Annotated in this window: 21 protein-coding genes; 8 read left to right on the top strand and 13 right to left on the bottom strand. The window is 71.0% G+C overall.

Annotated features, from left to right (window positions below; translation table 11 throughout):
- Positions 1-6: 6 nt before the first annotated feature.
- From rpoN to D7Y04_RS04645, 5 genes are all read right to left on the bottom strand, one after another.
- On the bottom strand, positions 7-1,527 hold the full coding sequence (rpoN, locus tag D7Y04_RS04665) for an RNA polymerase factor sigma-54 (RefSeq protein ID WP_121758454.1): 1,521 nt from the start codon (positions 1,525-1,527) through the stop codon (positions 7-9).
- A gap of 252 nt (positions 1,528-1,779) precedes the next feature.
- Positions 1,780-2,520 carry an LPS export ABC transporter ATP-binding protein gene (gene lptB, locus D7Y04_RS04660; RefSeq protein WP_120594083.1) on the bottom strand — a complete coding sequence of 247 codons (741 nt, stop codon included), beginning with the start codon at positions 2,518-2,520 and terminating at the stop codon, positions 1,780-1,782.
- Positions 2,517-3,158, bottom strand: a complete 642-nt coding sequence (locus D7Y04_RS04655; protein WP_121758453.1) for an LptA/OstA family protein — start codon at positions 3,156-3,158, stop codon at positions 2,517-2,519. Before D7Y04_RS04655 ends, lptB begins: the two co-directional genes overlap by 4 nt.
- The gene (locus D7Y04_RS04650; protein ID WP_120594085.1) at positions 3,155-3,706 is read right to left on the bottom strand and encodes an LPS export ABC transporter periplasmic protein LptC; all 552 of its coding nucleotides are present in this window, start codon (positions 3,704-3,706) and stop codon (positions 3,155-3,157) included. Before D7Y04_RS04650 ends, D7Y04_RS04655 begins: the two co-directional genes overlap by 4 nt.
- Positions 3,707-3,719: 13 nt before the next feature.
- Positions 3,720-4,673 carry a lysophospholipid acyltransferase family protein gene (locus D7Y04_RS04645; RefSeq protein WP_121758452.1) on the bottom strand — a complete coding sequence of 318 codons (954 nt, stop codon included), beginning with the start codon at positions 4,671-4,673 and terminating at the stop codon, positions 3,720-3,722.
- Between the two features lie 18 nt (positions 4,674-4,691).
- Between D7Y04_RS04645 and astB the strand changes: the two genes are divergently transcribed.
- Together astB and D7Y04_RS04635 are read left to right on the top strand one after the other, a co-directional pair.
- On the top strand, positions 4,692-6,014 hold the full coding sequence (astB, locus tag D7Y04_RS04640) for an N-succinylarginine dihydrolase (RefSeq protein WP_121758451.1): 1,323 nt from the start codon (positions 4,692-4,694) through the stop codon (positions 6,012-6,014).
- A 133-nt stretch (positions 6,015-6,147) separates the two neighbouring features.
- Positions 6,148-6,678 carry an aminoacyl-tRNA deacylase gene (locus D7Y04_RS04635; protein WP_121758450.1) on the top strand — a complete coding sequence of 177 codons (531 nt, stop codon included), beginning with the start codon at positions 6,148-6,150 and terminating at the stop codon, positions 6,676-6,678.
- Positions 6,679-6,683: 5 nt separating this feature from the next.
- On the opposite strand, the gene D7Y04_RS04630 is transcribed toward D7Y04_RS04635, so the two are convergent.
- Positions 6,684-9,308 carry an O-antigen ligase family protein gene (locus D7Y04_RS04630; protein WP_121758449.1) on the bottom strand — a complete coding sequence of 875 codons (2,625 nt, stop codon included), beginning with the start codon at positions 9,306-9,308 and terminating at the stop codon, positions 6,684-6,686.
- A gap of 178 nt (positions 9,309-9,486) precedes the next feature.
- Between D7Y04_RS04630 and D7Y04_RS04625 the strand changes: the two genes are divergently transcribed.
- Positions 9,487-9,762, top strand: coding sequence for a hypothetical protein (locus D7Y04_RS04625; protein WP_120594090.1), 276 nt, complete (start codon positions 9,487-9,489; stop codon positions 9,760-9,762).
- Between the two features lie 81 nt (positions 9,763-9,843).
- On the opposite strand, the gene D7Y04_RS04620 is transcribed toward D7Y04_RS04625, so the two are convergent.
- The 6 genes from D7Y04_RS04620 to D7Y04_RS04595 form a co-directional block, all read right to left on the bottom strand.
- Entirely contained in the window at positions 9,844-11,037 is a 1,194-nt protein-coding gene (locus D7Y04_RS04620) for an acyltransferase (RefSeq protein ID WP_121758448.1), read from the bottom strand.
- Positions 11,038-12,336, bottom strand: a complete 1,299-nt coding sequence (locus D7Y04_RS04615; RefSeq protein WP_120594092.1) for a UDP-glucose/GDP-mannose dehydrogenase family protein — start codon at positions 12,334-12,336, stop codon at positions 11,038-11,040.
- 105 nt (positions 12,337-12,441) lie between these two features.
- A complete protein-coding gene (locus D7Y04_RS04610) occupies positions 12,442-13,413 on the bottom strand; it encodes a nucleotidyltransferase family protein (protein WP_121758447.1) in 972 nt (323 codons plus the stop codon).
- A gap of 39 nt (positions 13,414-13,452) precedes the next feature.
- The gene (locus tag D7Y04_RS04605) at positions 13,453-14,529 is read right to left on the bottom strand and encodes a nucleotidyltransferase family protein (RefSeq protein WP_171806851.1); all 1,077 of its coding nucleotides are present in this window, start codon (positions 14,527-14,529) and stop codon (positions 13,453-13,455) included.
- Between the two features lie 4 nt (positions 14,530-14,533).
- Positions 14,534-16,021, bottom strand: coding sequence for an MraY family glycosyltransferase (locus D7Y04_RS04600; RefSeq protein ID WP_121758446.1), 1,488 nt, complete (start codon positions 16,019-16,021; stop codon positions 14,534-14,536).
- 173 nt (positions 16,022-16,194) lie between these two features.
- Positions 16,195-17,223, bottom strand: a complete 1,029-nt coding sequence (locus D7Y04_RS04595; protein ID WP_121758445.1) for an ROK family protein — start codon at positions 17,221-17,223, stop codon at positions 16,195-16,197.
- A gap of 240 nt (positions 17,224-17,463) precedes the next feature.
- On the opposite strand from D7Y04_RS04595, the gene D7Y04_RS04590 reads away from it, so the two are divergent.
- From D7Y04_RS04590 to D7Y04_RS04570, 5 genes are read left to right on the top strand one after another with little or no spacing between them, the layout of a single operon-like run.
- Positions 17,464-18,984, top strand: a complete 1,521-nt coding sequence (locus D7Y04_RS04590) for an oligosaccharide flippase family protein (protein WP_121758444.1) — start codon at positions 17,464-17,466, stop codon at positions 18,982-18,984.
- Positions 18,981-20,114, top strand: coding sequence for a glycosyltransferase (locus D7Y04_RS04585; protein WP_121758443.1), 1,134 nt, complete (start codon positions 18,981-18,983; stop codon positions 20,112-20,114). Before D7Y04_RS04590 ends, D7Y04_RS04585 begins: the two co-directional genes overlap by 4 nt.
- Before the next feature lie 23 nt (positions 20,115-20,137).
- Positions 20,138-21,262, top strand: coding sequence for a glycosyltransferase (locus tag D7Y04_RS04580; protein WP_121759276.1), 1,125 nt, complete (start codon positions 20,138-20,140; stop codon positions 21,260-21,262).
- Between the two features lie 15 nt (positions 21,263-21,277).
- Positions 21,278-22,513: a glycosyltransferase family 4 protein gene (locus D7Y04_RS04575; protein WP_121758442.1), complete on the top strand. Its 1,236-nt coding sequence runs from the start codon at positions 21,278-21,280 to the stop codon at positions 22,511-22,513.
- Complete coding sequence (locus tag D7Y04_RS04570) at positions 22,510-23,661, top strand: glycosyltransferase family 4 protein (RefSeq protein ID WP_121758441.1); 1,152 nt, start codon at positions 22,510-22,512, stop codon at positions 23,659-23,661. Before D7Y04_RS04575 ends, D7Y04_RS04570 begins: the two co-directional genes overlap by 4 nt.
- 4 nt (positions 23,662-23,665) lie before the next feature.
- Here D7Y04_RS04570 and D7Y04_RS04565 read toward each other — a convergent pair whose 3' ends face one another.
- A complete protein-coding gene (locus tag D7Y04_RS04565; protein ID WP_121759275.1) occupies positions 23,666-24,751 on the bottom strand; it encodes a glycosyltransferase in 1,086 nt (361 codons plus the stop codon).
- Between the last annotated feature and the right edge of the window lie 9 nt (positions 24,752-24,760).

The following is a 24,760-nucleotide window of genomic DNA, read 5'->3' as shown; positions in this document are numbered from 1 at the left end:
AGCGGCTCAGAAGTACTTCTTGCGCTTGCTGCTGGGGAGGATGCCCAGCACCTCGCGGTACTTGGCCACCGTGCGGCGGGCGATCTCCGTGCCCTGCGAGCGCAGCAGCTCGACGATCTTCTGGTCCGAGTACGGGTTGCGCGAGTCTTCCTGCGACACCAGCTGCTTGATGTGGTGCTTCACGGCCTCGCTGGCCGTGTCCTCGCCGGACACGCGCGCGATGGACGAGTTGAAGAAGTACTTCAGCTCGAAGATGCCCTGCGGCGTGTGCACGTACTTGCTGGTGGTGACGCGGCTGACGGTGGACTCGTGCATGCCGATGTCCTCCGCCACGTCGCGCAGGATGAGCGGCTTCAGGTGCGCGATGCCCTTGTCCAGGAAGTCCCGCTGGAACTTCACGATGCTCTCGGTGACCTTGTAGATGGTCCGCTGCCGCTGGTGGATGGAGCGGATGAGCCACATCGCGCTGCGCAGCTTGTCCTGGATGAACTCCTTCGTCTGCCCGGGGCTCACCGCGCCGTTCTTGAGCGCGTTCCGGTACATGCCGGAGATGCGCAGCTTGGACAGGCCGTCGTCGTTGAGGACCACGGTGTAGTCCTCGTCCCCCAGCTTGTAGACGAAGACATCGGGGGTGATGTACTGCGCGTCATCCCCGCTGAAGTTGCGGCCCGGCCGCGGGTCCAGCTTCGGGAGCAGCTTCGCCGCCGAGACCACCTCGTCCAGGGTGACCTTGAGGTCCTTGGCGATGGCCGGGAGGTTCTTGCTCTCCAGGTACTTCATGTGGCGCTTGATGATGAGGCCCAGGAGCGCCGCGTTCGGGTCCTTCATCGCCTGCAGCTGGATGAGCAGGCACTCCTGCAGGTCGCGCGCGCCGCAGCCCCGGGGCTCCAGGTTCTGGATGCGGCGCAGGGTGCGCTCGGCCACGTGCATGGGCACGTCCGCCTCGTTGGACAGGCGGATGAGCGGGTCGCCTTCAATCTCGGGGAGCTTGAGGTAACCGTCGTCGTCCAGGTTCCCCAGGATGAGCACCGCCACGCGGCGCTCGGCCTCGTTGAGCCGCAGCGTGCCCAGCTGCTCCTGGAGGTGGTCGACCAGGTCCTCCTTCTTCACCATGTTGGCTTCGAACGACGGCAGGTCGTCCGTGGCCACGTTGCCCTTGTTGGAGGCGGTGGTGGGCTCGTTGAACTGGTAGCTGTTGAGGTAGGACTCCCAGTCAATCTCCGGGGGGCCCTCGCCGTCCGCCTTGAACTCCTGGGCGTTCTCCGGCGTCGCCGACGGCAGATCCACGTCGCGCGCGATTTCCGCGTTGTCCGCTTCGAGCGAGGCCTCGCCAGGCTCCTTCTCGCTCACCTCCCCGGGCATGCCCTCTTCGGGCTGCTCCAGCAGGGGGTTCTGCTCCATCTCCTCGCGGACCTGGTCCAGGAGCTCCATGCGTGAGAGCTGGAGGAGCTTGATGGCCTGCTGCAGCTGGGGCGTCATCACCAGCTGCTGGGCGAGCTTCAGGCTCTGTTTGAGTTCCATCGCCATGTGGGGGCGTCTCCGGAAGGCTTGCGTGCCACCTGATTGGAGATTCCAATCAAGGACCGTGCCAACCTAACAAGGACCCCCGGCCACGTCCAGTGCCCCAGCGCGTGGTTTCTGATTTGCAGCGTCAAAAATCCGCTGGAAATCCGACAGGTTGTCGTAACCCCTGCTCGCTTGGCAGATGTTCAGACGTCGACGCAAAAGCGAGGCCAACTTCACCGCGAGCATCTGGAGACATACGGAGAGGGCGGCTTTTCACGGAGCCTGGAGACGGAACCGGTCTCCCAGGTAGACGGCCCTCGCACGGGCCGAGCCGGCGATCTGCGCGGGGGTTCCCTCTTCGAGAATCTGACCCTGTGCGATGATGTAGGCCCGGTCGCAGATGCCCAGGGTGTCCTGGACGTTGTGGTCGGTGATGAGGATGCCCAGGCCCCGCTCCCTCAGGAGGTGGATCTGCCGCTGGAGGTCACCCACGTTGATGGGGTCCACGCCGGCGAAGGGCTCGTCGAACAGGATGAACCGGGGGGCGGGGATGAGGCTGCGGGCGATTTCGGCGCGCCGCCGCTCGCCGCCGGAGAGCGTCTCCCCCCAGGACTCGGCGACGTGGGAGAGGCCGAACTCCTCCAGGAGGGTGGCCGCGCGCTGCTTGCGATCCTGGGCGGTGAGCCCCTTCTGGAGCTCCAGCACGGCCAGGAAGTTCTCGCGCACCGTGAGCTTGCGGAAGACGGAGGCCTCCTGTGGCAGGTAGCCCACGCCACGGCGCGCACGGCGGTGCATGGGCAGGTGCGTGAGGTCCTCGTCGCCCACGCGCACCCGGCCCGCGTCGGGCGTCACCAGGCCCACCACCATGTTGAAGCTCGTCGTCTTGCCGGCGCCGTTGGGGCCCAGCAGGCCGACAACTTCACCGGGGGCGACGTTGAAGGACACGTCGCGCACCACCTGGCGCTTGCGGAAGGACTTCTGGAGCCCTTCGGCGAAGAGCTTCGCGCCGCTCATGGCGTCGTGCCCGCCGGCTTCGGCGCGGGGGCCTTCTTGCGGGTGCCGGGGACGGCGGTGGTGGACGGGGAGTCCACGAGGATGCGGGCGTTCTCCACCTCCAGGCGCTCGCTGCCCAGGACGAGGCGCACCTTGGTGCCGGTGAGGTAGGTGTTGCCCTGGCGGGCCTCCGGGGAGCCCGTCACCACCAGCACGCCCGAGGGCACGTCGTAGTCGGCGCGCTCGCCCCGGGCCTGCCGGTCGCCGTCCACGGCGCGCACGTTGCCGGCGCACACCACGCGCGTCACCTGGCGGGTGGCGTTGTAGTAGCCGGTCATCTTCTCGCAGCGGATGTCCATGGTCTGGTGCTTCACCACCACGTTGCCGGTGAGCACCGCCTGGTTGCGGTCGCCGGTGACGTGGTCCGCGGACAGGTCCACCGGGTTGCGCAGGCCCGTGGGCGCCAGCGACGTGCCCGGCGCGGGCGGCGGAGTGGCCGGAGCGGCCGAGTCGGGAGCAGCGGGCTTCGCGGCGGGCGCGGCAGGGGCACCGGGCTTCGCGGTAGGAGTGGCCTGCGCGACGACCGGGGCGCCGGAAGTGGCGGCCTGGGAGGACGCGGGCTGGGCCAGGAACAGCGCCATCACGAGGAACTCAATCACTCCGTCGCTCCACCCAGCACGGCTTGGACCGTGCCCTCGAAGGTGAACGTCTGATCCGCGGAGGACAGCGTGAAGCGGTCCGCCCGCATCTGGTAGTCCGGGCCCCTCATCGTCACGCCCTCGTCGCCATGGGCCCGCCGCGCGTCCGCGTCGTAGGTCAGCCGGGGAGTGTTGGCCACCAGTCCCTCCGCCGTCTGCACGACGACCCCGCCCGACCCCACCCACCTCTTGGACGCGAGGCTGCCGTCCATATTCGGCGCGGTGATGATGGTGTCCGCCCGCGAGGCGCCAGGCGAGCCCTGCGCGCCCTTCCCGGGGGGCAGGCGAACGACGACCTCGGTGGCCTGCACCTCGCCGCCCGCGCGCCGGTAGAGGACGCGGGAAGCGGTGCCGGAGACCTGGAGCGTGTCGCCCTCGTAGGAGCGCAGGTGCGCGCCCTCCAGCACCACGTCCGGGCGCGGCTCGTTCGAGGCGCCCGGGGCCGGACGGCGCGGCGCGCAGGCGGTGGCGAGGAGTCCCAGGAAGCTCAAGGCAAGCAGGCGCGGCACAAGGCCCTCCTTATCACCGCGCCGGGGCGGACGGTGCGTCAGCAAGGGGCGGGGGAGCGTCCTCGGGAGGACGCGTCTTCCAGCGCTGATGCATCCACACCCACTGTTCGGGGGCGCGACGGATGGCCGCTTCGATGCGCTGCGACAGCGCGGCGGTGAGCGCCTGCACGGCCGCTTCACGCTCCGTCGCGTCCGGGTGCGGCACCTCTTCCATGGTGAGCCGGTAGCCCTGGCCGTCGCGTTGGCAGAAGCCCACCACCACCGCCGCGCCGGTGCGCAGCGCCAGGTCCGCCGCCGCGCGCGGAGTGGCCGCCAGCTCCCCGAAGAAGGGCACGAAGACGGACTGCACCTTGGTGTCCTGGTCGATGAGGATGCCCAGGATTTCGCCGCTCCTGAGCGCGCGGAGCATGGCCCGGGCCGCGCCCTCCTGGCCGCGCCAGATGCTGCGCACGCCGCCCTTCGCCCGGAAGTCCTCCACCAGCGCGGTGAGGCGCGGGTCGCTGGTCTCCTTCGCGATGCTCTGGCTGGGGTAGCCCGCCCTCGCCACGCGCCGGGCGAGCAGCTCCCAGTTGCCCACGTGGCCGGACACGAAGACGACGCCCTTCCCCTTCGCCAGCGCGGCCTCCAGCACCTGACGGTCCGAGTCCGGCCAGGACACCAGGGACTCCAGCCCGGCATCCAGCGCCCGCGCGGAGGCGACCTCCAGGGCCGCGGCGGCCAGGTGGCGGAAGGCGTCACGGGCGAGCGCGTCACGCTCCGCCCCGGTCCTCTCCGGGAAGGCGCGGGCCAGTGACTTGAGCGCCTTCCTGCGCTCTCCGCCCGCGAACGCGTAGGCCCAGCCGCCCAGGGTCATGCCCAGGGTGCGGGCCATGTCCAGCGAAAGGAACTGGAGCAGGCGCAACATCCCGGCGATGAGCAGGTAGCGCAGGTAACGCTTGAGGCGCTTTGTTAAAGGGGGACGCTCCACGACGCGTCTCCATATCCCATGCGCGAATACAACTTCGACGGCCTCATTGGTCCGACCCACAATTACGCCGGCCTCTCGCCGGGCAACCTGGCGTCACAACACCACGGCGGCCAGCCCAGCCACCCCCGGGAGGCGGCGCTCCAGGGGCTGGAGAAGATGCGCTTCGTGTCGGAGCTGGGCGTAGGCCAGGCGGTGCTGCCGCCCCAGCCGCGCCCTTCCCTGCGCACGCTGCGGGCCCTGGGCTTCACGGGCTCCGACGAGGAGGTCATCACCCGCGCCGCGCGCGACGGGGAGCACCTGCTGCGCCTCACCTCCAGCGCCTCCGCCATGTGGACGGCGAACGCGGCCACCGTGGCGCCTTCGGCGGACACCGCGGACGGCCGGTTGCACCTGACGCCTGCGAACCTCACGCAGATGTTCCACCGCGCCATCGAGGCGGACACCACGCACGCGGTACTGCGCGCCATCTTCGCGGACGCGAAGCACTTCCAGGTGCACGCGCCGCTGCCGGGCGCCGCTCACTTCGCGGACGAGGGCGCGGCCAACCACACGCGCCTCTTCACGCCGGGGCACAAGGCCGTGCACGTGCTCGCCTGGGGACGCAGCGCGTGGCAGGACGTGAAGGGGCCGCAGCGCTTCCCCGCGCGCCAGACGCTGGAGTCCAGCCAGGCCCTGGCGCGGCTGCACCAGCTGGCGCCGGAGCAGGTGGTGCTGCCGCAGCAGCATCCGGACGGCATCGACGCGGGCGCGTTCCACACGGACGTGCTCGCGGTGGGCAACGAGCGCTTCCTCATGCTGCACGCGCTGGCCTTCGTGGAGCACCCGAAGCTCCTCCAGACGCTGCGCGAGAAGCTGGGCGACGCCTTCCGCTTCGAGGTCGCGACGGACGCCGAGCTGCCGGTGAAGGACGCCGTGCGCGCCTACCCGTTCAACTCGCAGGTGCTGTCGCTGCCGGACGGCACCATGGCCATCATCGCGCCCATCGAGAGCCGCGAGACGCCCACCGCCCACGCCTTCCTGGAGCGAGTGGTCGCCGGGGACAACCCGGTGAAGGCGGTGCACTACCTGGACGTCCGGCAGTCCATGAACAACGGCGGCGGCCCGGCGTGCCTGCGTCAGCGCATCTCGCTCACGGACGCGGAGCGCGCCGCCATCACCGCAGACGTCTTCTACTCGCCGGCCCTGCACGAGGGGCTCGCGGCGTGGGTGCGCAAGCACTACCGCGACGTGCTCAAGCCGGAGGACGTGCGCGATCCGCAGCTCGCCAGAGAGACGATGACCGCGCTCGACGAGCTGACGCGCCTGCTCAAGCTGGGAAGCGTCTACGACTTCCAGCAGTGACGTGAGGTGGCCTGCCCGCCTGCCCTCCGGCGCACCCGACGAGGGCAGGCAGCCACGGCCGCCTCGTTCCGGTGGCGAATGGCCGCCCGCGTCGTCCGGACACACCTTGTAAGCCAAGGAGGTGATGTCCCCCATGATTCCGAGTGCCATTCAAAGCTATCTGCGGCGCCATCGCGTCCCCTTCGAGCGGTATGCCCACGCTCGGGCCGTGACCGCGATGGAGCTCGTGGACGCCCTCAACGTGCCCGCTTGGCGCGTGGCCAAATCCATCATCGTGCTGGCCGACCGGCAGCCGTGGATCGTCGTCGTGCCCGCGATGGCGACCGTGGACCTGCGGCAGGTCCGCCACACGCTGGGCGTCCGCACCGCGCGGCTCGCCGCCGAGTCCGAGTTCGCTGACCACTTCCCCAACTGCGAGACGGGCGCGGAACCTCCCTTTGGCGAGCTGTACGGCCTGCCCGTCGCGGTGGACGAGTCCCTGAGCGTCAACGAGCGGCTGCTGTTCCGCGCCGGTTCGCACGAGGAGGCCCTGGAGATGCGCTTCCAGGACTTCGCGCGCCTGGAGTGGCCGCTGGTCGCGTCCTTCATCCAGCCGCTCGCGCGTGAAGAAGAGAAGGCGTCGTCGTACGGAGCGCCCGTGGAGGACTCAGGCGCTTCGGCCTGATGTCCTCATGGAGCGGGAGCGTCGCTGACCGCCGGTGAACCCGGCGGTTCCACTTCCCGCCCCTTCGCGTCCTCCAGCAGCCCGCCCTTGTGTGCGTCCTGCAGCGCACGCTCGCGTTCTTCCAGCCGCGCCGCCCAGGCTTCACCCTCCGCGCGCCGTGCATCGTTAAGTGGCATGAGCCGCAGGCCCTCGTGCACCGAGCGCGCCGCCGCGTCGTAGCGCGACAGCAACTCCTGCAGCCGGGCCACCTCGAAGTGGCTCTCCGGACCGGGCAGCAGCCCCACGACCGAGCGGCGCTGCTCCAGTGCGCGGGCCAGCAGGCCTTCCTGTTCGAAGCTGTCCGCCTCCAGCGACAGCAGGCGTGCGCGCTGCCGCAGGTCGGTCAGGTACGGCGCCATGGCGGCCAGCGTGTCCCGGGACCTGCGCGTGAGCCCGGCCTCTTGCTGCCGCGTGGACAGCGTGAAGGCCAGCTCCACGTCGTGAGGGAAGCGCTTCACGAGCGCCTCCAGCGACTGGAGTGCCTCCGCGCGCTTTCCCTGCGCAAGCCACACGTCCGCGCGCAGCAGGTGCGTGGCCAGTGCGTCCGGGGCGCGCCGCTCCACCTCCGCGCAGGCCACCTCCGCTGCAGGGAGTTCTCCCTGGGCCAGCCGTCCCCGCGCTTCCTGCATCCACAGCGCGGTGGCTTCGGGCCGGCCCTCGAAGTGCTCACGAGCCCAGGCGAGCCATTCGAGGCCCAGTGCTCGGCGCGAGGGTCCGGCGAGCAGCGCTTCCGCGAGCTCCACCACCTGTCCGGGCGCTTCGGACGTGAGGGTCTTCAGCTCCTCGACCGTGCGGGCACGGGGCATCGCCTCGCTGATCAACACGCGCGTGTCCCCGGCCTCGTGCGCGAGCCGGTACTCCAGGAAGGCCTGTTCGCGCCGGCCCAGGTGCAGCAGGGCCCGTGCGGCCACGCGGTGCGCGGGTGCATCCAGGGGCCGCAGGTACAGCGTGTGATTGACGAAGCTCAGCGCGTCCTTCGCGCCCTCGGCGCCATTCGACACGGAGGCCATCGCCATCAGCCGGTACAGCAGGTAGTCCGCCGGGTGCACGTCGATGAGCTGGAGCCCCAGGGCTCGCACCTCCGCGACCGGTGCACGCGCAGCCACGCGCTCCGCCAGCAGCGCTTCCGCGTCCGCCATCCTCCGCCGTCCGGGCACGAGCGCGACGAGCATCACGACGGTGAGCCCCGCCGCCAGCGCCAGTGCGCGACCGGCGGGCAGTGTGCCCGTCTTCGTGCGGCGCGCGGCCATGCGTTCGGCCTCACGGGGCCGGGCCACCGAGCCCAGCACCACCGCGACCGCCACCGCGCACGCGGGCAGTTCCAGACTGAAGTCGAAGAGGTTGTGCAGTGCCAGCGCCGCCACGCCGGACAGCACCGCCAGTTCCACGGGCCCGTGGTCCTCGCGTCGCACGCGCTTCACGAAGGCCCAGACGCCCAGCCCGAGCAGCAGCAGTCCCGGCACGCCCCACTCCGCCGCCACCTGCAACACCGCGTTCTCCGGGTGCGTGAAGGTGTTGGGGTTGGGCTCGGTCTGGTAGCGAGGGAAGGCGGCTTCGAACGCGCCGCGCCCCATGCCCAGCACCGGGAAGGCGCGGGCCGCGCGAGCCATCATCGGCCAGGGCTCCATCTTGCCGCGGCGCAGGGACTCCACGCCGTCCACGGTGCGAGCCTCCGCCCACAGCTGATCCGCCGCCAGGTAAGCGCCAACGGACAGCGTCGCCAGCAGCCCCAACAGCACCGCCGCGCCCCGACCCCACGCGGGCCTGGCGGGAGTGCGCGCCTCGCGACGCTGCTTCATCAACCACGCGGCGAGCAGCACCTGCCCGAAGACGAAGAACACGATGCCCGCGCGAGACAGAGACAGCAGCACGCCCGCGCCGGAGACGAGCGCCGCCATCGCGAAGGGCCACGCGCGCGAACGCGGCTGCTTGGACAGCGCGAGCCCCACCGCCACCGTCGCGCACAGACCCAGGAAGCCCGCCAGGTGGTTGGGATTTCCGAACGGCGTCACCAGCGGCGGCCGCGCATGCACGTACGCCCGCAGCCCGAACAGTGTGTCCACGCCGAACAGCGCGTGGCCCAAGCCCACCATCGCCACCGCCGCGCCCGTGAACGCCAGGACCGCGAGCAGCCGCTGCCGAGACGCGCGAGCGCGGCACACCTGCACCGCCGAGACGAACGTGAGGAGATAGGCCACGTGCTTCGCCAGCTCACGCCAGGTGGCGGAAGGCTCCAGCGACACCGGCCGCCAGCCCGTGAGCCCCAGCGGAACGAGCACGTCCTCGCGCAGCGCCGCGGCCTCCGGACTCACAAGTGCGAGCAGCCCGGGTGGCAGCGGCACGAGTTGCAACACACACAGCACCACGGCGCCCACCAGCGGCGCGGAGAGGAGCGGCACACGCGGGGTCTCTCCCTGACGCCGGGCCCCCACGAAGGCCAGCACCGCCGCGGCTCCGGACAGCACGCTCAGCGGCCAGGGCACCCAGTGCGCGGCGCCTCCGAGCGCCACCGAGCCCAGCACCACCAGCGCCGCGAGCGCTGCTTCCGCGTAGACGGTGTACCGGGAGACGCGGTGGGAGCCAGGAGCCATGCGCGGCGCGGGAGTATGTCACGCTCCTCACGAAGCTCCGGGCCTCGTCCCCTCGGCCAGCGGACTTGGCGCCTGGACGCCTCCTCCCCGGGCGCGGCCTTCCGGGGCCTGCGAATGAACGCCCCGCCCGGGACACCGCTTGCATCCGGGGAACCATCTGGCATCTTCCCCCGACCCCATGCGTCGCTTCCTGCTCACTGCCGCCGTCCTCTGCGCTTCCTTCTCTGGACTCACCGCATGCAAGGGCGCGTGCCGCGAGCTGTCCGAGAAGCTCTGCGAGTGCGCCTTGAACTCGGTGGAGAAGCAGGCCTGCCAGCAGCGCGCCGCCGACGAGGAGGGCCGAGTTGAGCCCGTCGCCGAGGACGAGGCCGTCTGCGAGGCGAAGCTCGAAGGCTGCGACTGCCGCACCATCGAGACCGAAGAGGGCAAGAAGGCCTGCGGCCTCGCCCGCTAAGGACGCGCTGTCGCGAGGCTCGACCTTCGCGGCCACGTAGGCCCCAAGGATTCATCCGCTGAGGACCCGCTCTCGCGAGGCTCAGGTGCCCGGCACCACGGGAGCCGGAGCCGGCCGCGCAGGCGAGCCATCCACCCACGGCTGAAGCCCTCGCCGCACCCGCGTGCGCCACGGCGCCTCCACCCACCGGTGCACCGCCACCGACGCGGGCACCAGCAACACCAACAACACTCCCAGGAAGCGCGTGGGCGACAACGGGCCCACGAACCGCTCCATCCAGTGCACCAGCTCGCTGACGGGGTACTGCAGCAGGTACAGCGCGTAGCTGGCCCCGCCCAGGTGCACCAGCCACGGCCTCGCCAGCACCTGCCCCAGCGGACCGCCGCCGCGCGCCAGCCCGTACACCAGCAGCGCCGACGCGGGCGCCAGCAGCGCGTTGTGCATCAGCGGATACGGAATCCATGCGCCCTGCGAGAAGCCCGCGACCAGCAGCGCCGCGCCCGCCAGCGCCATCACCGCGCCAGAGCGCCGGGACTCCGCCGTCGCCGCCGCCCGCTCCCGCACGAAGACCAGCCCCAGCAGCACGCCCAGCAGGAACTCCGGCAGGCGCATCAGCGGGTTGAGCTTCACCACCGCCAGCCACATGCCGCCGGACGCCGCGTTCAGCGTGCCCGGCCCGTCCGGCCGCAGCACCAGGTAGAGCACTGGCGGCACGAGCCCCAACAACCACACGCCCACCAGGGCCGCCTTCATGCGCGCGCCCCGGAAGCGCTCCAACCTCCCAGCCAGCGCCGGGAACACCGCGTAGAAGAACGCCTCCACCGACACGGACCAGGACGGCGGGTTCCAGTACAGCGCCAGCTGCGGCACCCACGACTGGAGCAGCATCAGCGTGGTGAGCCCCGCCGTGGTCAGCTTCGCCGCGGCCACCGGCACGGAGTTCGCCGCCAGCGAGCCCTGCGCCGTGGGCACCGCCGACAGCAGGAACATCAGGAGGAACACCGGGTAGACGCGCGCCACCCGCGCGCTCCAGAAGGCCCGGGGCGGGGTCTGCATCCCACCGGCCGTGTCCACGTAGTTGTACGCGAGCACGAAGCCGGACAAGAGGAAGAAGACCCCCACGGAGGCATAGCCGGAGGCCACCACCTGCACCATCCACTCCGGCGCCACGCCCTGGATGCACGGGGTGCCGAAGTGGAACAAGACGACGTGCAGGGCCGCCAGGAAACGCAGCCCTGTCAGTGCATCCAGCGAGCCTCCGGACTGCTGCTTCATCTACTTGCGACCGATGCCGAAGTAGGTGAAGCCCTGCTCACGCATGCGCGCGGGCTGGAAGATGTTGCGGCCGTCGAAGATCACCGGCGACTTCATCAGCGACTTCATGCGCGCGAAGTCCGGGTGGCGGAACTCGTTCCACTCCGTCACCACGAACAGGCCGTCCACGCCCTCCAGCGCGTCGTACGGCAGGTCCGCGTAGCGGATGCGGTCGCCGAAGACGCGCTTGGACGCGTGCGCCGCCACCGGGTCGTGCGCGATGACCGTCGCGCCCTTGCCGATGAGGCCCTCGATGACCTCGATGGACGGCGCCTCGCGCATGTCGTCCGTCTTCGGCTTGAACGCCAGGCCCCAGACGCCGAACTTCTTGCCCTCCAGCGTCCCGTAGTGCTTCACGGCCTTGTTCACGAGCAGCTTCTTCTGCCGCTCGTTGGTGCGCTCCACCGCGCGCAGCAGGTCCAGCTCCAGGCCGTACTCACGCGCCGTGGTGACGAGCGCCTTCACGTCCTTGGGGAAGCAGGAGCCGCCGTAGCCCACGCCGGGGAAGAGGAACGGGTAGCCGATGCGCTTGTCCGCGCCCAGGCCCTTGCGCACGAAGTCCACGTCCGCGCCCACCTTCTCGCAGAGCGCGGCCACGTCGTTCATGAACGAGATGCGCGTCGCGAGCATCGCGTTGGCCGCGTACTTCGTCAGCTCCGCGGAGCGCGTGTCCATGAACAGGATGGGGTTCTCCGTGCGCACGAACGGCGCGTACAGCTCCCCCATGAGAGTCCGGGCGCGCTCGGTGTCCGCGCCAATGACGACGCGGTCCGGCTTGAAGAAGTCGTCCAGCGCGGCGCCCTCCTTCAGGAACTCCGGGTTGGAGACGACGTCGAACTCCACGTCCGTCACCTTGGCGATGGCCTCGCGAACCTTGTCCGCGGTGCCCACCGGCACGGTGCTCTTGTCCACCACCACCGTGTACTGCTTCATCGCGCGGCCCACCGCCTGCGCCGCCGCGAGCACGTACTGGAGATCCGCCTCGCCGCTCTCCCCTTCAGGGGTGCCCACGGCGATGAACACGGCCTGCGCGTTCGCCACGCCCTCCGCCAGGTTGGTGGTGAACGTGAGGCGCTTCTCCTTCACGTTCTTGCGGATGAGCTCCTCCAGACCCGGCTCGTAGATGGGGACCTGTCCATCCTGGAGCATGCGGATCTTCCGCTCGTCGATGTCCACGCACGCGACGTCGTTGCCCGAGTCCGCGAAGCAGGTGCCCGCGACGAGTCCGACGTAACCCGATCCGATAATGGCAATGCGCATTCTTTGAGTGTCCTGGTTTCGACAGGTGGCGTCATGAACTCATACGCCGACCGGAGCACTGAAAGAAAGCCCGGGCACGAAGGACCGCCGAGCGACCAGACAGCCTTATCGCCCCGTGAGGAGGCGACGCAGTCTGTCCACACCCCGTAGGGCGGAGGACCGTCCGGGGGTGCTCACCGGACCCACCACGCCCCGGTCCAGAAGTTCACGGGTCGCGCGGCGCAGCGGCGGGAACGCGGCGGTGGCCTGCGCCTCCGCCTCCGGGAACAGACGCGCCACGATGGCCAGCGACGTGTAGAGGGCGCGCTCCAGGCCGAACGCCTCCGCGCGAGCGAGCAGCGCCGGGACATCCATCGGGCGCGAATACACGCCGCCCATCCACGTAGCGCCGGTGATGAGCTCGCGCAGGTCCACGAACGACAGCCACGGCACGTCATACCCGTGGTGGGCCTGGTCCAGCGCGGTGAGCAACAGCGCGTCCTCCAGCTCCGGGCGGAAGATGGACTGTCCGTAGACCTTCATGGGTCGGGCGCGCTCGAAGATGCCAGCCAACTGCTCACGTCGGTTCGCGCCCAGCACGTCCGCGTAGATGTGGATGGGGGTGCGGCCGTCGGACACGACGCGCGCGGCGCCGCTGTTCGTCGTGTCCTCCTCCGGGACGAACTCGTGGTTGGACAGGTAGCCGGCGAAGCCGTCCACGTCCATGCGGCGCACCAGCACCTGGATGTCCAGCACGGGCCGGAAGCCCACATGCGGATAGAGCGCCTCCGCGAAGGCCGCGCCACCCAGGAGCAGGATCTTGCGGCCCTCCAGCTGATCCACGATGCGCTTGAAGTGGACCAGCTTCATGACGTTGTCGTTCACGGAGCCGGTGTAGATGGACATCATCCGGTCGCGGGCCCACTCCGGCGCATCGCCCCCGCCCATCCGGTACTCCAGGTTGTACGCCGCCAGCGGCGCCAGTCCCTGCGCGATGGCCCAGTCGACGTACGCCTCCCAGGGCGCGCCCCGGAGCTTTCCGCGCGGGGGCTCGAAGGAGGACAGGACCCGGAAGGTATCGAGGAGGCTGGGCGCCATGGTGCGGCACCTTTAATGGGCCGGGCCTGCCCGCCGCAATCACCGTCTTCCAGCGGGCGACCGGACGGGCCGTGGTGCCCCTGGCTCCGCTCCCGTTCCGGGAGGAGGCCGGGCGCCGCGCAGCCGCCGCAGCGCATACCGCACCATGGGCCGGGCCCGGGGGGCCAGGGCCAGCTTCGCGGCGACCCACGCCGGCTTGTTGCGCGCCAGCTCCGCGTCCACCAGCCGGGGGCCGGAGAACAGCCGCGTCGCCAGCGCGCGCTGCCACCGGGGAGGGGCCAGCGCCTTGAGCACCCAGGCGGGCACGGGCGCGTCCAGCAGCCGGTGCGCCGCGTCCCACGCGTACCAGACCAGGTGGGGCAGCTCCGTGCGCCGCGCGCGCGTCACCACCCGGTCCCAGTCGAGCCGGGGGTTCGCCCGAGCCAGCAGCTTCAGGTCGAACAGCCAGGCCAGCCGCTGAAGCAGGTGGTTGCTCGCGTGCAGGGCTAGGTAGACGGCCTCGTCCTCCGGGCACAGGTAGCGCACGGGGTGGCCGTCCAGCGTCGCGTCCAGCGCTCGCGACACCATGGCGTCGCCCTCCAGCGACAGGCCGTAGCCCGTGAGCGCGCGGTAGTGCAGCTCCACCAGTCCGTCCGGTCCGGTGAGCTCCACGTGGTGCGCGTCGTCCCGGTCCACGTCGCCGGCCTGGGTGGTGAGCCCCATCCCCTCCAGCGCGTGCACGGCGCACAGCACCCGGGCGCGCGGCACCAGCAGGTCCACGTCGTTCGTCGCGCGCTGGAGCGGCTCCGGGTAGAGCCTGCGCGCCAGCCCGTAGCCCTTGAGCAGCACCGGCGTCAGCCCCAGCGCCGCCAGCGCCGTCAGGCTCCGCGACAAGAGCGACCGCACGCGCATGCCCCGCGCCGCGCTCAGCCGGGCCTCGCGGGTGAGCAGTGCGGCGGCGTCCGGGGTCAGCGTCCAGTCCGCCTTCGCGAGCGCGTGTTCGACGAAGCCCGCCAGTCCGTGGCGCACGGCGGCCTTCACCAGCACTTCACCATCGCCTTCGTTCGAAGGCCCGGGAGCGTCCGGCACTTCCGGCCACGCATGGAGCAGGGTCAGCAGGGCCGGAGAGGAGTCCATGGGCTCACCGTCGGAGCGCGATGATGCGCTCGGGCTCCGCGGCCTCCAGCGCCACCAGCTGCCCCACGCGTTCGGCCACCGCGTCCGCGACCACCTCCAGCGCCAGCTCCTCGTCCCGGTCGATGGCGGCCCGGCCGTCACGCCAGACCAGGCGCAGCGCGCCGAGCAGGGACTCCTCCTCCTTCACGTCCAGGCGGACCTCCAGCGCGGCCTCGGCGCCAGCGTCCGGGTGCTGGGACTCGAAGACGACGCCCGCGTTCACGCCCTCGTGCGGGCGGCGCAGGCGCAGCTCCAGCGAGGACAGGCTCAGCCCCTGGGACAGCGGACGGACGGCGTTCCACACCTCCTGGAACGAACCGGCCGCGCGCACCGCCGCGGTGACGGAGCGCACCAGCGAGCGCAGCTCCAGGTTGCGCTGGCGCGTCTGATGGACGGCGTCCATGTGGCGCACGTCCAGGTAACCCAGCTTGCGCATCAACACCATGATGACCACGCCGATGCCGCTGAGCAGCAGCGCGCTCTGGATGCTGTTGGCGAAGCTGAGCCCCAGGGCGGTGAGCATGAACAGCGTGCACAACGCGTAGAGCACCAGCACGGTGGTGCGGTGGGACAACAGCAGGCGGCTCATCAGCCGGTGGTGGATGTGCTCCTTGTCCGCGCTGAACATGGGTCTGCCCAGCAGCGAGCGGCGCACCATGGCCAGCAGCGTGTCCATGATGGGCAGGCCCAGCGCCATCACCGGCACGAGCAGCGCCACCGCGGTGCCGCTCTTCGACGACGTCTTGATGGACACCGCCGCGAGCACGAAGCCCAGGAACATGCTGCCCGTGTCCCCCATGAAGATGGAGGCCGGGTTGAAGTTGAACACCAGGAACCCGAGGATGGCGCCCGCGAGCGAAACCATCAGCAGGCACAGCAGCACGTCCCCGCGCATCAGCGCGAGCAGGAAGTGGGTGCCCACGCCGAAGAACGCGACACCGCCCGCCAGCCCATCCAACCCGTCGATGAGGTTGAGCGCGTTGATGACGCCCACCACCCACAGCACCGTCAGCGGCAGGCTCAAGAGCCCCAGCGTCAGCTCCGCGCCGAAGGGGTTGGCCAGCACCTCGATGCGGAAGCCCAGCGCGTAAAGGCCCAGCGCCACCGCGAACTGCACGGAGAACTTCAGCTTCGCGCCCGCGCCCTTGAGGTCGTCGTAGAAGCCCAGCGCCGCGATGATGGCGCCGCCCACGAAGAGCCCGATGATGAGCGACGTCTGCGAGACGAACTGGTCCCCCACGCCCGAGTCCACGATGAACAGCGCGCACAGCGGCGCGAAGAAGCCCCCCACGATGCCAATGCCGCCCAGCCGAGGGACGGGCCGCACGTGCACCTTGCGGCTGGAGTTCGCCTGATCCAACCAGCCCCACGCCAGCGCACGCTCACGCACGCGCCACGTGAGCACCAACGCCACGAGGAGCGACACGAGGAAGGCGACGAAGAAGGTGACCATGCGAGAGGAGAGTCCACCCGCATCGTGACGGCCACCGAAGCAGCGCGTCAACGTCCTGGCGTCGCAGGGGTGTCACGACTCGCCTGCCTACCTGCTGTCAGCCCTGATTCGCAGGACTTCTGTGTCAAACGCATCGGGAGAGGACGGGTGGTGATGTCGGGCCAGGTGAGTCCTCACATCCGCGGGCCCGCGAGCAGCGCCGCGCCGATGGCGCCGGACAGGTCCCCCAGTTCGGCGATGCGCATCACGGGCTTGCGCTCCGTGATGAACAGGTGCGGGTGCATCGCGTCCTGGATGTGGCCCATGTACATGGGGCCCAACCGGGACCCCAGCCCGCCTCCGATGACGACGGCCTCCAGGTCCAGCAGGTTGATGACAGAGGCGATGGCCACGCCCAGCATGTCGATGGCCCGCTCGATGAGCCGCGTCGCCAGCGGATCCTTCTGCTTCAGCGCGCTCGCCCAGACACTGCTGGACAGGCGCGTGCGATTCTTGTCGCGCATGATGTCGAAGAGGATGGTTTTTTCCCCCTTCCTCGCCGCCGAGCGCGCCTTGCTCTCCATGCACGCGCGCCCCGCGTAGGCCTCCAGGCAGCCGCGCCGGCCGCAGCCACAGCGCGCGCCGTTGGGCTTCACCACCATGTGGCCAATCTCGCCGGCGGAGCCCTGCCCGCGCCACGGCACGCCGTTGAGCACCAGGCCCCCGCCCACGCCCGTGCCCCACCACACGCCCAGCACGGAGCGGTGGCCGCGGCCCGCGCCCAGCTTGTACTCGGCCGCGACCGCCACCTGGACGTCATTGCCCAGCATCACCTTGCGGCCGCCCACCAGGTCGCCCAGGTCCGACGCCAGCGGATACGGCGCGTCCCAGCCGCCCGCCACGTTGGCCGTGTGCGAGAGCGTGCCGTTGTTCGCGTCCACCGAGCCCGGCACGCCCACGCCCACGCCCACGAGCTTCGCGGGCTCGACGCCCACGGCATGCGCGGCCTCGCCCAGGGTGCTGTAGATCTCCTTCACCACCTCGCCCGGGCCGCCCGTCGCGGGGGTCACGTGGCGGGCCCGGCCCAGCACGTCGCCGCGCGCGTCCACGATGACGGCCTCGATTTTCGTGCCACCCAGGTCGATGCCTCCCCAGACGCGGGCCTTGCCGTTGCGCGCCCCGTTCCCCGTGCGGTGCCCGTTCTTCGCTGACGCGTCGGCCATGTGATGCCCCCGTGACTCGCGGCACCGTCGGCCGCTCGCGGCACAATCTGCGCAGCGCGGTCGCGGCCAGGGCCGCCGTGCCGGGCACGCCCGTGTCCGCCCGCCCGCTCCACGGGGCTGCATGCGGGCCCTCCCTCCGGGGCACGGGAACGCCCAGCCTCCTCGTGCCCCTGTTCGCCGGAGGCGGGGGCGCATATAGGCTCCGTCGGAGTTCCTTTCGTGGAGCGCCCCGTTTCCCCCATGAGCAGCCGTTCCCCTTCCGCGCCGGACGCCCCTGACGCTCCGCCCCTGGGCATGTCGGACGTGAAGGTCCGCGCGCAGCGCTCCATCATCGCCCTGCTCCTGCGGACGGTCGGCTCGCTGGGCTTGCGCGTGGTGAGCTCGCTCACCCTGTCGCGTCTGCTGTTCCCCGGGGACTATGGCGTGTTCGCCATCGTCGCCTTCACCTCCGCGATGGGCGCGTTCCTGGGGGACCTGGGGCTCAGCGCCTCGCTGGTGCGCCAGCAGCACGAACCCACGCAGGACGAAATCACCTCCGCCTTCTGGAGCCACCAGGCGTTCACCATCTGCATCGTGGGCGCCATCGTGGTGCTCGCGCCGTGGCTGTCGAGCACCTACGAGCTGGGGCCTTCGGGCGCAGCCATGGTGGGCACGATGGCGATTGGCCTGTTCTTCCACTCGCTGCGCGTCGTCCCCGTCATGATGCTGGAGCGGCAGCTGCGCTTCCCGACGCTCGCGCGCATCGAACTCATCGAGAGCGTGGCGCAGACGGCGGGCAGCATCCTGCTGGCCTCGATGCACTTCGGGGCGTGGTCGCTCATTGGCGGCGGGCTGGTGCGGGGCGCGGTGGGCATGGTGCTGTTCTGGGCAGCGGCGGGATGGAGGCCCCAGGGCACGTTCCGCTGGGACATCGTCAAGCGGCTCTTGTCCTTCGGCATCTGGTTCCAGCTCACGGGCATCATCCCCGCGGCGCTCCAGGGATGGATTCCGCTCGTGGTGGGGCGCATGGAGGGCAAGGACGGAGTGGGCCTGGTGAACTGGGCGACCGCGCTGGCCTCCGTGCCGCTGGCGGTGAGCAGCGTCCTCACGCGCGTCGCGTATCCGGCGTACAGCCGCATGCAGGAGGACTCGGCCGCGCTGGCGGACTACCTGCGCACGTCCATCCGGCGCGTGAGCGCGGTCCTGTGCCTGGCCATCCCGTTCGGCGTCATCGCGCTGCCGCCCTTCATCCCGGTGGTCTTCGGTGAGCGCTGGAGCCTCGCGTCCACGCTGGTGCAGTGGTTCACCATCGAGGCGTCGATGCTGGCGGTGCAGGGCCTGCTGGCCTCTCAGCAGAACGCCAGCGGTCACGCGCGGGAGCGGATGTACGTGGCCATCACCGGGAGCCTGCTGCGCTTCGGCCTGGGAGTGCTGGCGGTGATGCACTGGGGCATCGTGGGTGTCGGCGTGAGCGCGACGGCCGTGACGCTCACGGAGCTGTGGTTCACGGCGAGGCTGGTGTCCCGCCGCAACCCGCACCTGTCGCGGCTCGAGTTCGAGGTCATGGAGCCGTTCCTCACGGTGGGCGCACTGCTCGCGCTCGCGGTGGGCTGTTCGCGGCTCGCGATGGGACAGGACGGGCTGCTGGTGCAGGCGCTGGTGGCGGCGGGGCTGCTGACCGCGCTGGTGCTCGCGCGTGAAGCCACGCGGCGCGGCCTGTCGTTGCTGGGAGAGCTGCGCGCCCTGGTCCAGCACCTGCGCGCGAGGCGGGCGCCTCCGTGAGCCGCGCGTGGCATCTGTTGACGGGGGAGTATCCGCCGGCCCCCGGTGGCGTCTCCGACCATTCGCGGAGCATCGCCCACGCGCTCTTGAAGGCGGGGGAGACGGTGCACGTCTGGACGCCTGGGGCCGAGAGCGTCACGGATGATCAGGGCGTGACCGTGCACCGGTGGCCCGGCCTCTTCACGCCGCCGGGTCTGGTGCGCCTGACGCGAGAGCTGGATGCGCTGCCAGGGCCCCGGCGGCTGTTCCTCCAGTACGTGCCGCACGCGTTCGGATTGAAGGCGATGAACGTGCCGTTCTGCGCCTGGTTCGCGGCGAGGCGGCGGGACGAACGCGAGCTGTTCCTCCATGAGGCGGTGTACCCGTGGAGTCGGGGCGCACCGTGGAAGCATCAGGTGCTCGCGGGAGTCACGCGGGTGATGCTGCGCACGCTGGCGTTCGGCGTGGAGCGCGCCTACGTGTCCATCCCCACCTGGGCGGAGCACCTGCCGGAGCCACTGCGGTCCCAGGCCCGGTGGTGTCCCATTCCCAGTCCCCTGCCCCTGGACGTGCCCGCGGACGAAGTGCGCGCGGTGCGGGATGCGCTCGGCGGCCCCACGGTGGCGCACTTCGGGACGTATGGCGGAGCCATCGCGGGCCCGCTGGAGGCCGTGCTCGTGCCGTTGTTGCAGCGGGACGAGCGGCGGCAGGCGCTGCTGCTGGGCCGGGGCAGTCAGGGCTGGTGCGAGGCCCTGGGACGGAAGCATCCCGCGCTGGCCCGCCGACTTCATGCGAGGGACGGACTGGCACCGGAGGCCGTGGCCGTGCACCTGCGCGCGTCGGAGCTGCTGGTGCAGCCGTATCCCGACGGCGTCAGCGCCCGGCGAAGCAGCGCGATGGGCGGCCTGGGACTGGGCCTGCCCATCGTCACCAACACCGGGCACCTGAGCGAACCGCTGTGGCGCGAACTGCGGCCGGTGGCGCTCGCGGATGATGCGTCACCCGCCGCGCTGCTGGCGCTCGCGGAGCACCTGTTGGAGCACGAGGAGGAGCGCCGGGCCGTGGGTGAGCGCGCGGCGCGCGTATACCGTGAGCACTTCGCGCTGGAGCACACGGTGGCGCACCTGCTGCGTCGCGGAGTCACCGCGTGAGCACCTTGAAGTTGAAGGTCTTGATGGATCCACGCGAGGAGGGCTGGCCCAGCATGGACCTGGTGGGCGAAGCCCTCGTGGAGGGACTGGCTGCGTTCCCCGCCGAGGTCGACGTCACCCGCGTGCGCCCATCCATTCCCCACGCCGTGCGCGCCCTGCCCCGCGTGGGCAGCCGCAAGGCCGCCTTCAACGCGGACCGGCTGCTCACCCGCTTCGGCCTCTATCCCGCGCGATTGCTGCGTGAGCGAGTCGGCCACGATGCGTTCCACGTCGTGGACCACACCTACGCGCAGCTCGTCCACGCGCTGCCCGCGGAGCGCACCGGCGTCTTCTGCCATGACCTGGACGCGTTCCGCTCCGTCCTGGAGCCCCACCGCGAACCGCGCCCCACGTGGTTCCGCCTGATGGCGAGGGCCACGCTCAAAGGCATGGAGCGCGCGGCCATCGTCTTCCACAGCACGCAACAGGTCCGCGACGAACTGCTCGCGCACGGCGTGGTGCCTCCCGAGCGATTGGTGTGGGCGCCCTACGGAGTCTCCCCGGAGTACCGGCTGGACCCCGTTCCCGGAGACGCCAGCGAGGCCGTGCTCGCACAGCTGAAGGGCCGGCCGTACCTGCTGCACGTGGGCAGCGCCATCCGCCGCAAGCGGCTGGACGTGCTGTTCGACACCTTCGCGGCGCTGCGAGCCCGGCATCCGGACCTCATGCTGGTGCAGCAGGGCGGCGAACTGGACGCGGCTCAACAGGCACAGGTGGCGCGGCTCGGCTTGAAGGACGCGCTGCTGCAACCTCCCCGGCAGGAGCGGGCCACGCTCGCGGGACTGTACCGGCGTGCCCGCGCGGTGCTGGTGCCCAGCGACGCGGAAGGCTTCGGCCTGCCCGTCATCGAAGCGCTGGCGTGTGGTGTGCCCGTGGTGACCAGCGACCTGCCGGTGCTGCGCGAAGTGGGCGCCGACGCCTGCACGTACTGCCCGGTGGGCGACGTGGCCGCATGGTCGGAGACGGTGGATGCCCTGCTCACGGGCCGTGTGCCCGCGCCATCAGCGGAGACGCGGCGTGCACGGGCCGCGCGCTTCACGTGGAGCGCCCATGCGCGCACCGTGTTGGACGCGTATCTGCATCGCCTTGACCGCCCCGGGCGGGTCTGATTCGGTCGCGTCCGCGTGCGGATCCTGTTCCTCAATCCCGTGGGAATCCTGGGCGGTGCCGAGCGCGCGCTCGTGGATCTCCTCGCGTGCCTGCGCACCCAGGACCCTTCCCTGTCGCTGCACCTCATCGCGGGCACGGACGGGCCTCTCGTGGAAACAGCCCGAGGGCTCGGCGTGGAGACCCAGGTGCTCGCCCTGCCCGACCGTCTGTCCGCGCTCGGGGACAGCGGTCTGCGGGAACAGGGTCGCGCGGGTCTCTTTCGCTTCGCGCGTGAGATTGCCCCGACGCCCCTGCTGCTGACCCGCTACGGCCTCGACCTGCGGCGCGCGGTGCGTGACGCGGCGCCGGACCTGCTGCACTCCAATGGCATCAAGACCCACCTGCTGAGCACGGCCACCACCGGACTGCCGGTTCCGCGCGTGTGGCACGTGCACGACTTCCTCGGTGAGCGACCGCTCGTGCGGCGCGCGCTCTCCGGACTGCATCCGCTGGCCTCGGCCGCCATCGCGAACTCGCAGGCCGTGGGCGACGACGCGCGTACGGTGCTCGGGAAGGTGCCCGTGCATGTCGTGCCCAACGGCGTGGACGTGGAGCGGTTCTCTCCGGCCGCGGGTGACGGCGCGCACCTGGATGCACTGGCCGGTCTGCCGCCCGCGCCTCCGGGCACGCTGCGCGTGGGGCTCGTGGCCACGTACGCGCGTTGGAAGGGACACGACATCTTCCTGGAGGCCGCGGCCCTGCTGACGCGTCAGGCACCGGCCCTGCCCGTGCGCTTCTACCTCGTGGGCGCGCCGCTCTACCGCACGGCCGGCTCGCAGTTCACCGACGCGGAGCTGCGCGAACAGGTGGAGCGACACGGCCTCACGGGCCGCGTGGGCTTCGTGCCCTTCCAGCCCGAGCCCGCCCGCGTCTACCGGGCCCTGGACGTCTTCGTGCACGCGAGCACCCGCCGCGAACCCTTCGGCCTCACCATCGCGGAGGCGCTCGCCTGCGGCCGGGCCGCCGTCATCTCGAAGTCGAGCGGCGCGGCCGAAGCGCTGCGGGATGGCGAGGACGTGCTGGCCATCGAACCCGGCGACGCGAACACACTCGCGGCGGCCCTGCGCCGGCTGCTGGAGGATGAAGCCTTGCGAGACACCCTGGCCCGCGCGGCCCGCGACACCGCCGTGCGCCGCTTCTCCCGTGAGCGTTACGCCCGGGACATCCTCGCCGTGTACCGGAGCCTCGTCCCCGCGCGAGGGCATTCATGATGCGTCCCCGGAAGCTCGTCACCGTCTCGCACTCCTACGTCGTCACCCTCAACCGGCGGCTGGCCAACGAGATGGCCCGCGTGGGCGCCGGTCGCTGGGACGTCACCGCCGTGGCGCCGAAGTCCTTTCACGGGGACCTGAGCCCGCTGGTGCTCCAGCGCGACCCTCACGAGGCCGTGAACCTGGAGGGCGTGCCTGCGTACTTCAGCCGCTCGCTGCACGGCTTCGTCTACGGACCGGAGGTGCACGCGCACCTGTCGCGAGGCGCGGACCTGGTGCACTTGTGGGAGGAGCCCTACGTGCTCTCCTGCCTGGAGGTTGCGCTGATGACGCCCGCCCACGTGCCGCTCGTCTTCTGCACGTTCCAGAACCTGGCCAAGCGCTATCCCCCGCCCTTCGCGCAGGCCGAGCGCTTCGTCCTGCGCCGGGCCGCGGGGTGGATCGCCTGGGGCCAGACGGTGCACGACAACCTCCTCGCCCGGCCCGGCTATGAGCAGCGCCCCTCGCGCTTCATCCCCGTGGGCGTGGACGTGGAGCACTTCCGTCCGGATCCAGAGGCGGGCCGCGCCTTCCGCGAGCGCCTGGGCTGGACGTCCGAAGGGCCGCCCGTGGTGGGCTACCTGGGCCGCTTCGTGCCGGAGAAGGGCCTGCGGCTCCTGATGGATGCGCTCAACAGGACGACCACGCCCTGGCGAGCCCTCTTCGTCGGCGGAGGCCCCATGGAGGCGGACCTGCGCGCATGGGCCGCGCGCCACGGAGACCGCGTGCGTATCGTCACCGGTGTGAAGCACGCGGAGGTGCCTCGCGCGCTCAACGCCATGGATGTGCTCTGTGCGCCCAGCCAGACGACGCCCGCGTGGAAGGAGCAGTTCGGCCGCATGCTCGCGGAGGCCTTCGCGTGTGGCGTGCCCGTGTTCGCCAGCGACTCCGGAGAGATTCCGCACACCGTGGGCGATGCCGGGCGCATCCTGCCGGAGTCGTACGGCGGTGCCTGGATCACCGCGCTAGAGGAACTGCTGGAGAGTCCCGCGCAACGCCAGGAGTTGTCCGCGCGAGGCCGCGAGCGGGCCGTGTCCCGCTTCGCCTGGCCGGTGGTCGCGAAGGCGCACCTCGACTTCTTCGAGCAGGTGCTCGAGCGCAAAGCCTGAAGCTTCACGCCTCCAGCCGAGCCACCACCGCCGCCGCCATCGCGTCCCACGTCCAGGCCCGCAGCTCCGACGACAGCGCGGCCACTGCGGGCATCCAGTCCCCGCCCCGGGCCCGCCACTCCTCCAGGCGCCGCACCAGCTCGCCCGAGTCCTCGGGGTCATCCAGCAGAAGTCCCTGAAGCAACGACGGGAAGCGCTCCGCCACGCCCGCCGAGCGGCTCACCAGCGCGGGGATGCCCACGCACAGCGCTTCGTGCACGCCCAGGCCATAGGACTCGTAGCGCGTGGGGGACACCAGCAGGTCGGCGGCGGCCAGCAGCTTGGGCACGTCGTCGCGGAAGCCCAGGAAGCGGATCCGCTCGCCCAGGCCCTGTTCACGCGCCGCGCGCTCCCATGATTCCCGCTGCGAGCCCGCCCCCACGACGCACAGGTCCACGTCCCACTCACGTCGCGCGCACAGCCGCGCCCACGCATGGAAGAGCGTGTCGAAGCCCTTGCGCCGATCCCCCAGCGCGCCCACGAACAGCGCCACCCGCCGCTCTTGAGGCCAGCCCAGCAACGCCCGCGCCTCACGACGGAGCACCGGCGTCGTGGACGGGAAGCGCGTCGGATCACCGCCCAGGTACACGACATGGACGCGGGATGCCTCCACGCCCGTGGCGGCCAGCAGGTCCTGCCGCGTGCGCTCCGAGTTCGCCAGGATGATCCGAGCCCGGCGCAACGCGCGTTGCTCGCTACGCAGGTGCATCCGGTGGCTCAGGTGGCCCTTCAGCGTGCGCAGCGGACTGCCGACGGTTTCGGGCGCGTGCGCGGCGTGGACGTAGTGGACCCAGTTGGCGGCGGGCACCTCGCAGTTGCCACCGTTGGCCACCACCTGGCCACCTTGAGCCAGCGTGCGCGCGGCCCAGTAGCGGCCCACGGCGTCGAGCAACGGCTCGCCCAGCAGGTACGCGTTCGCGGGCTTGGGCACGCGGACGAAGTGCACGTTGGGGTAGCGCAGGAGCGAATCCTCCACCCGGTGCGCCACCAGCCGCACGGGGCCACCCTGGCGCGCGAGCCAGTCCGCCAGCGCGAGGTTCGCGCGGTCCATGCCTCCGGT

This window comes from Corallococcus sp. AB038B, from assembly GCF_003668955.1.
In the GTDB taxonomy this organism is placed as follows: Bacteria; Myxococcota; Myxococcia; order Myxococcales; family Myxococcaceae; genus Corallococcus; species Corallococcus exiguus.
Note: the sequence above shows the minus strand (reverse complement) of the source record. Positions and strands in the feature narration are given on the sequence as shown.

What these genes read in the sequence shown, in the direction of transcription:
- astB (WP_121758451.1), top strand. Translation starts at nt 4,692, where the DNA reads ATGCGCGAATACAACTTCGACGGCCTCATTGGTCCGACCCACAATTAC.
- D7Y04_RS04590 (WP_121758444.1), top strand. Translation starts at nt 17,464, where the DNA reads ATGAGCAGCCGTTCCCCTTCCGCGCCGGACGCCCCTGACGCTCCGCCC.
- D7Y04_RS04615 (WP_120594092.1), bottom strand. Translation starts at nt 12,336, where the DNA reads ATGCGCATTGCCATTATCGGATCGGGTTACGTCGGACTCGTCGCGGGC.
- D7Y04_RS04635 (WP_121758450.1), top strand. Translation starts at nt 6,148, where the DNA reads ATGATTCCGAGTGCCATTCAAAGCTATCTGCGGCGCCATCGCGTCCCC.
- D7Y04_RS04610 (WP_121758447.1), bottom strand. Translation starts at nt 13,413, where the DNA reads ATGGCGCCCAGCCTCCTCGATACCTTCCGGGTCCTGTCCTCCTTCGAG.
- D7Y04_RS04580 (WP_121759276.1), top strand. Translation starts at nt 20,138, where the DNA reads ATGGATCCACGCGAGGAGGGCTGGCCCAGCATGGACCTGGTGGGCGAA.
- D7Y04_RS04600 (WP_121758446.1), bottom strand. Translation starts at nt 16,021, where the DNA reads ATGGTCACCTTCTTCGTCGCCTTCCTCGTGTCGCTCCTCGTGGCGTTG.
- D7Y04_RS04630 (WP_121758449.1), bottom strand. Translation starts at nt 9,308, where the DNA reads ATGGCTCCTGGCTCCCACCGCGTCTCCCGGTACACCGTCTACGCGGAA.
- D7Y04_RS04620 (WP_121758448.1), bottom strand. Translation starts at nt 11,037, where the DNA reads ATGAAGCAGCAGTCCGGAGGCTCGCTGGATGCACTGACAGGGCTGCGT.
- D7Y04_RS04595 (WP_121758445.1), bottom strand. Translation starts at nt 17,223, where the DNA reads ATGGCCGACGCGTCAGCGAAGAACGGGCACCGCACGGGGAACGGGGCG.
- D7Y04_RS04625 (WP_120594090.1), top strand. Translation starts at nt 9,487, where the DNA reads ATGCGTCGCTTCCTGCTCACTGCCGCCGTCCTCTGCGCTTCCTTCTCT.
- D7Y04_RS04570 (WP_121758441.1), top strand. Translation starts at nt 22,510, where the DNA reads ATGATGCGTCCCCGGAAGCTCGTCACCGTCTCGCACTCCTACGTCGTC.
- D7Y04_RS04565 (WP_121759275.1), bottom strand. Translation starts at nt 24,751, where the DNA reads ATGGACCGCGCGAACCTCGCGCTGGCGGACTGGCTCGCGCGCCAGGGT.
- lptB (WP_120594083.1), bottom strand. Translation starts at nt 2,520, where the DNA reads ATGAGCGGCGCGAAGCTCTTCGCCGAAGGGCTCCAGAAGTCCTTCCGC.
- rpoN (WP_121758454.1), bottom strand. Translation starts at nt 1,527, where the DNA reads ATGGCGATGGAACTCAAACAGAGCCTGAAGCTCGCCCAGCAGCTGGTG.
- D7Y04_RS04605 (WP_171806851.1), bottom strand. Translation starts at nt 14,529, where the DNA reads ATGGACTCCTCTCCGGCCCTGCTGACCCTGCTCCATGCGTGGCCGGAA.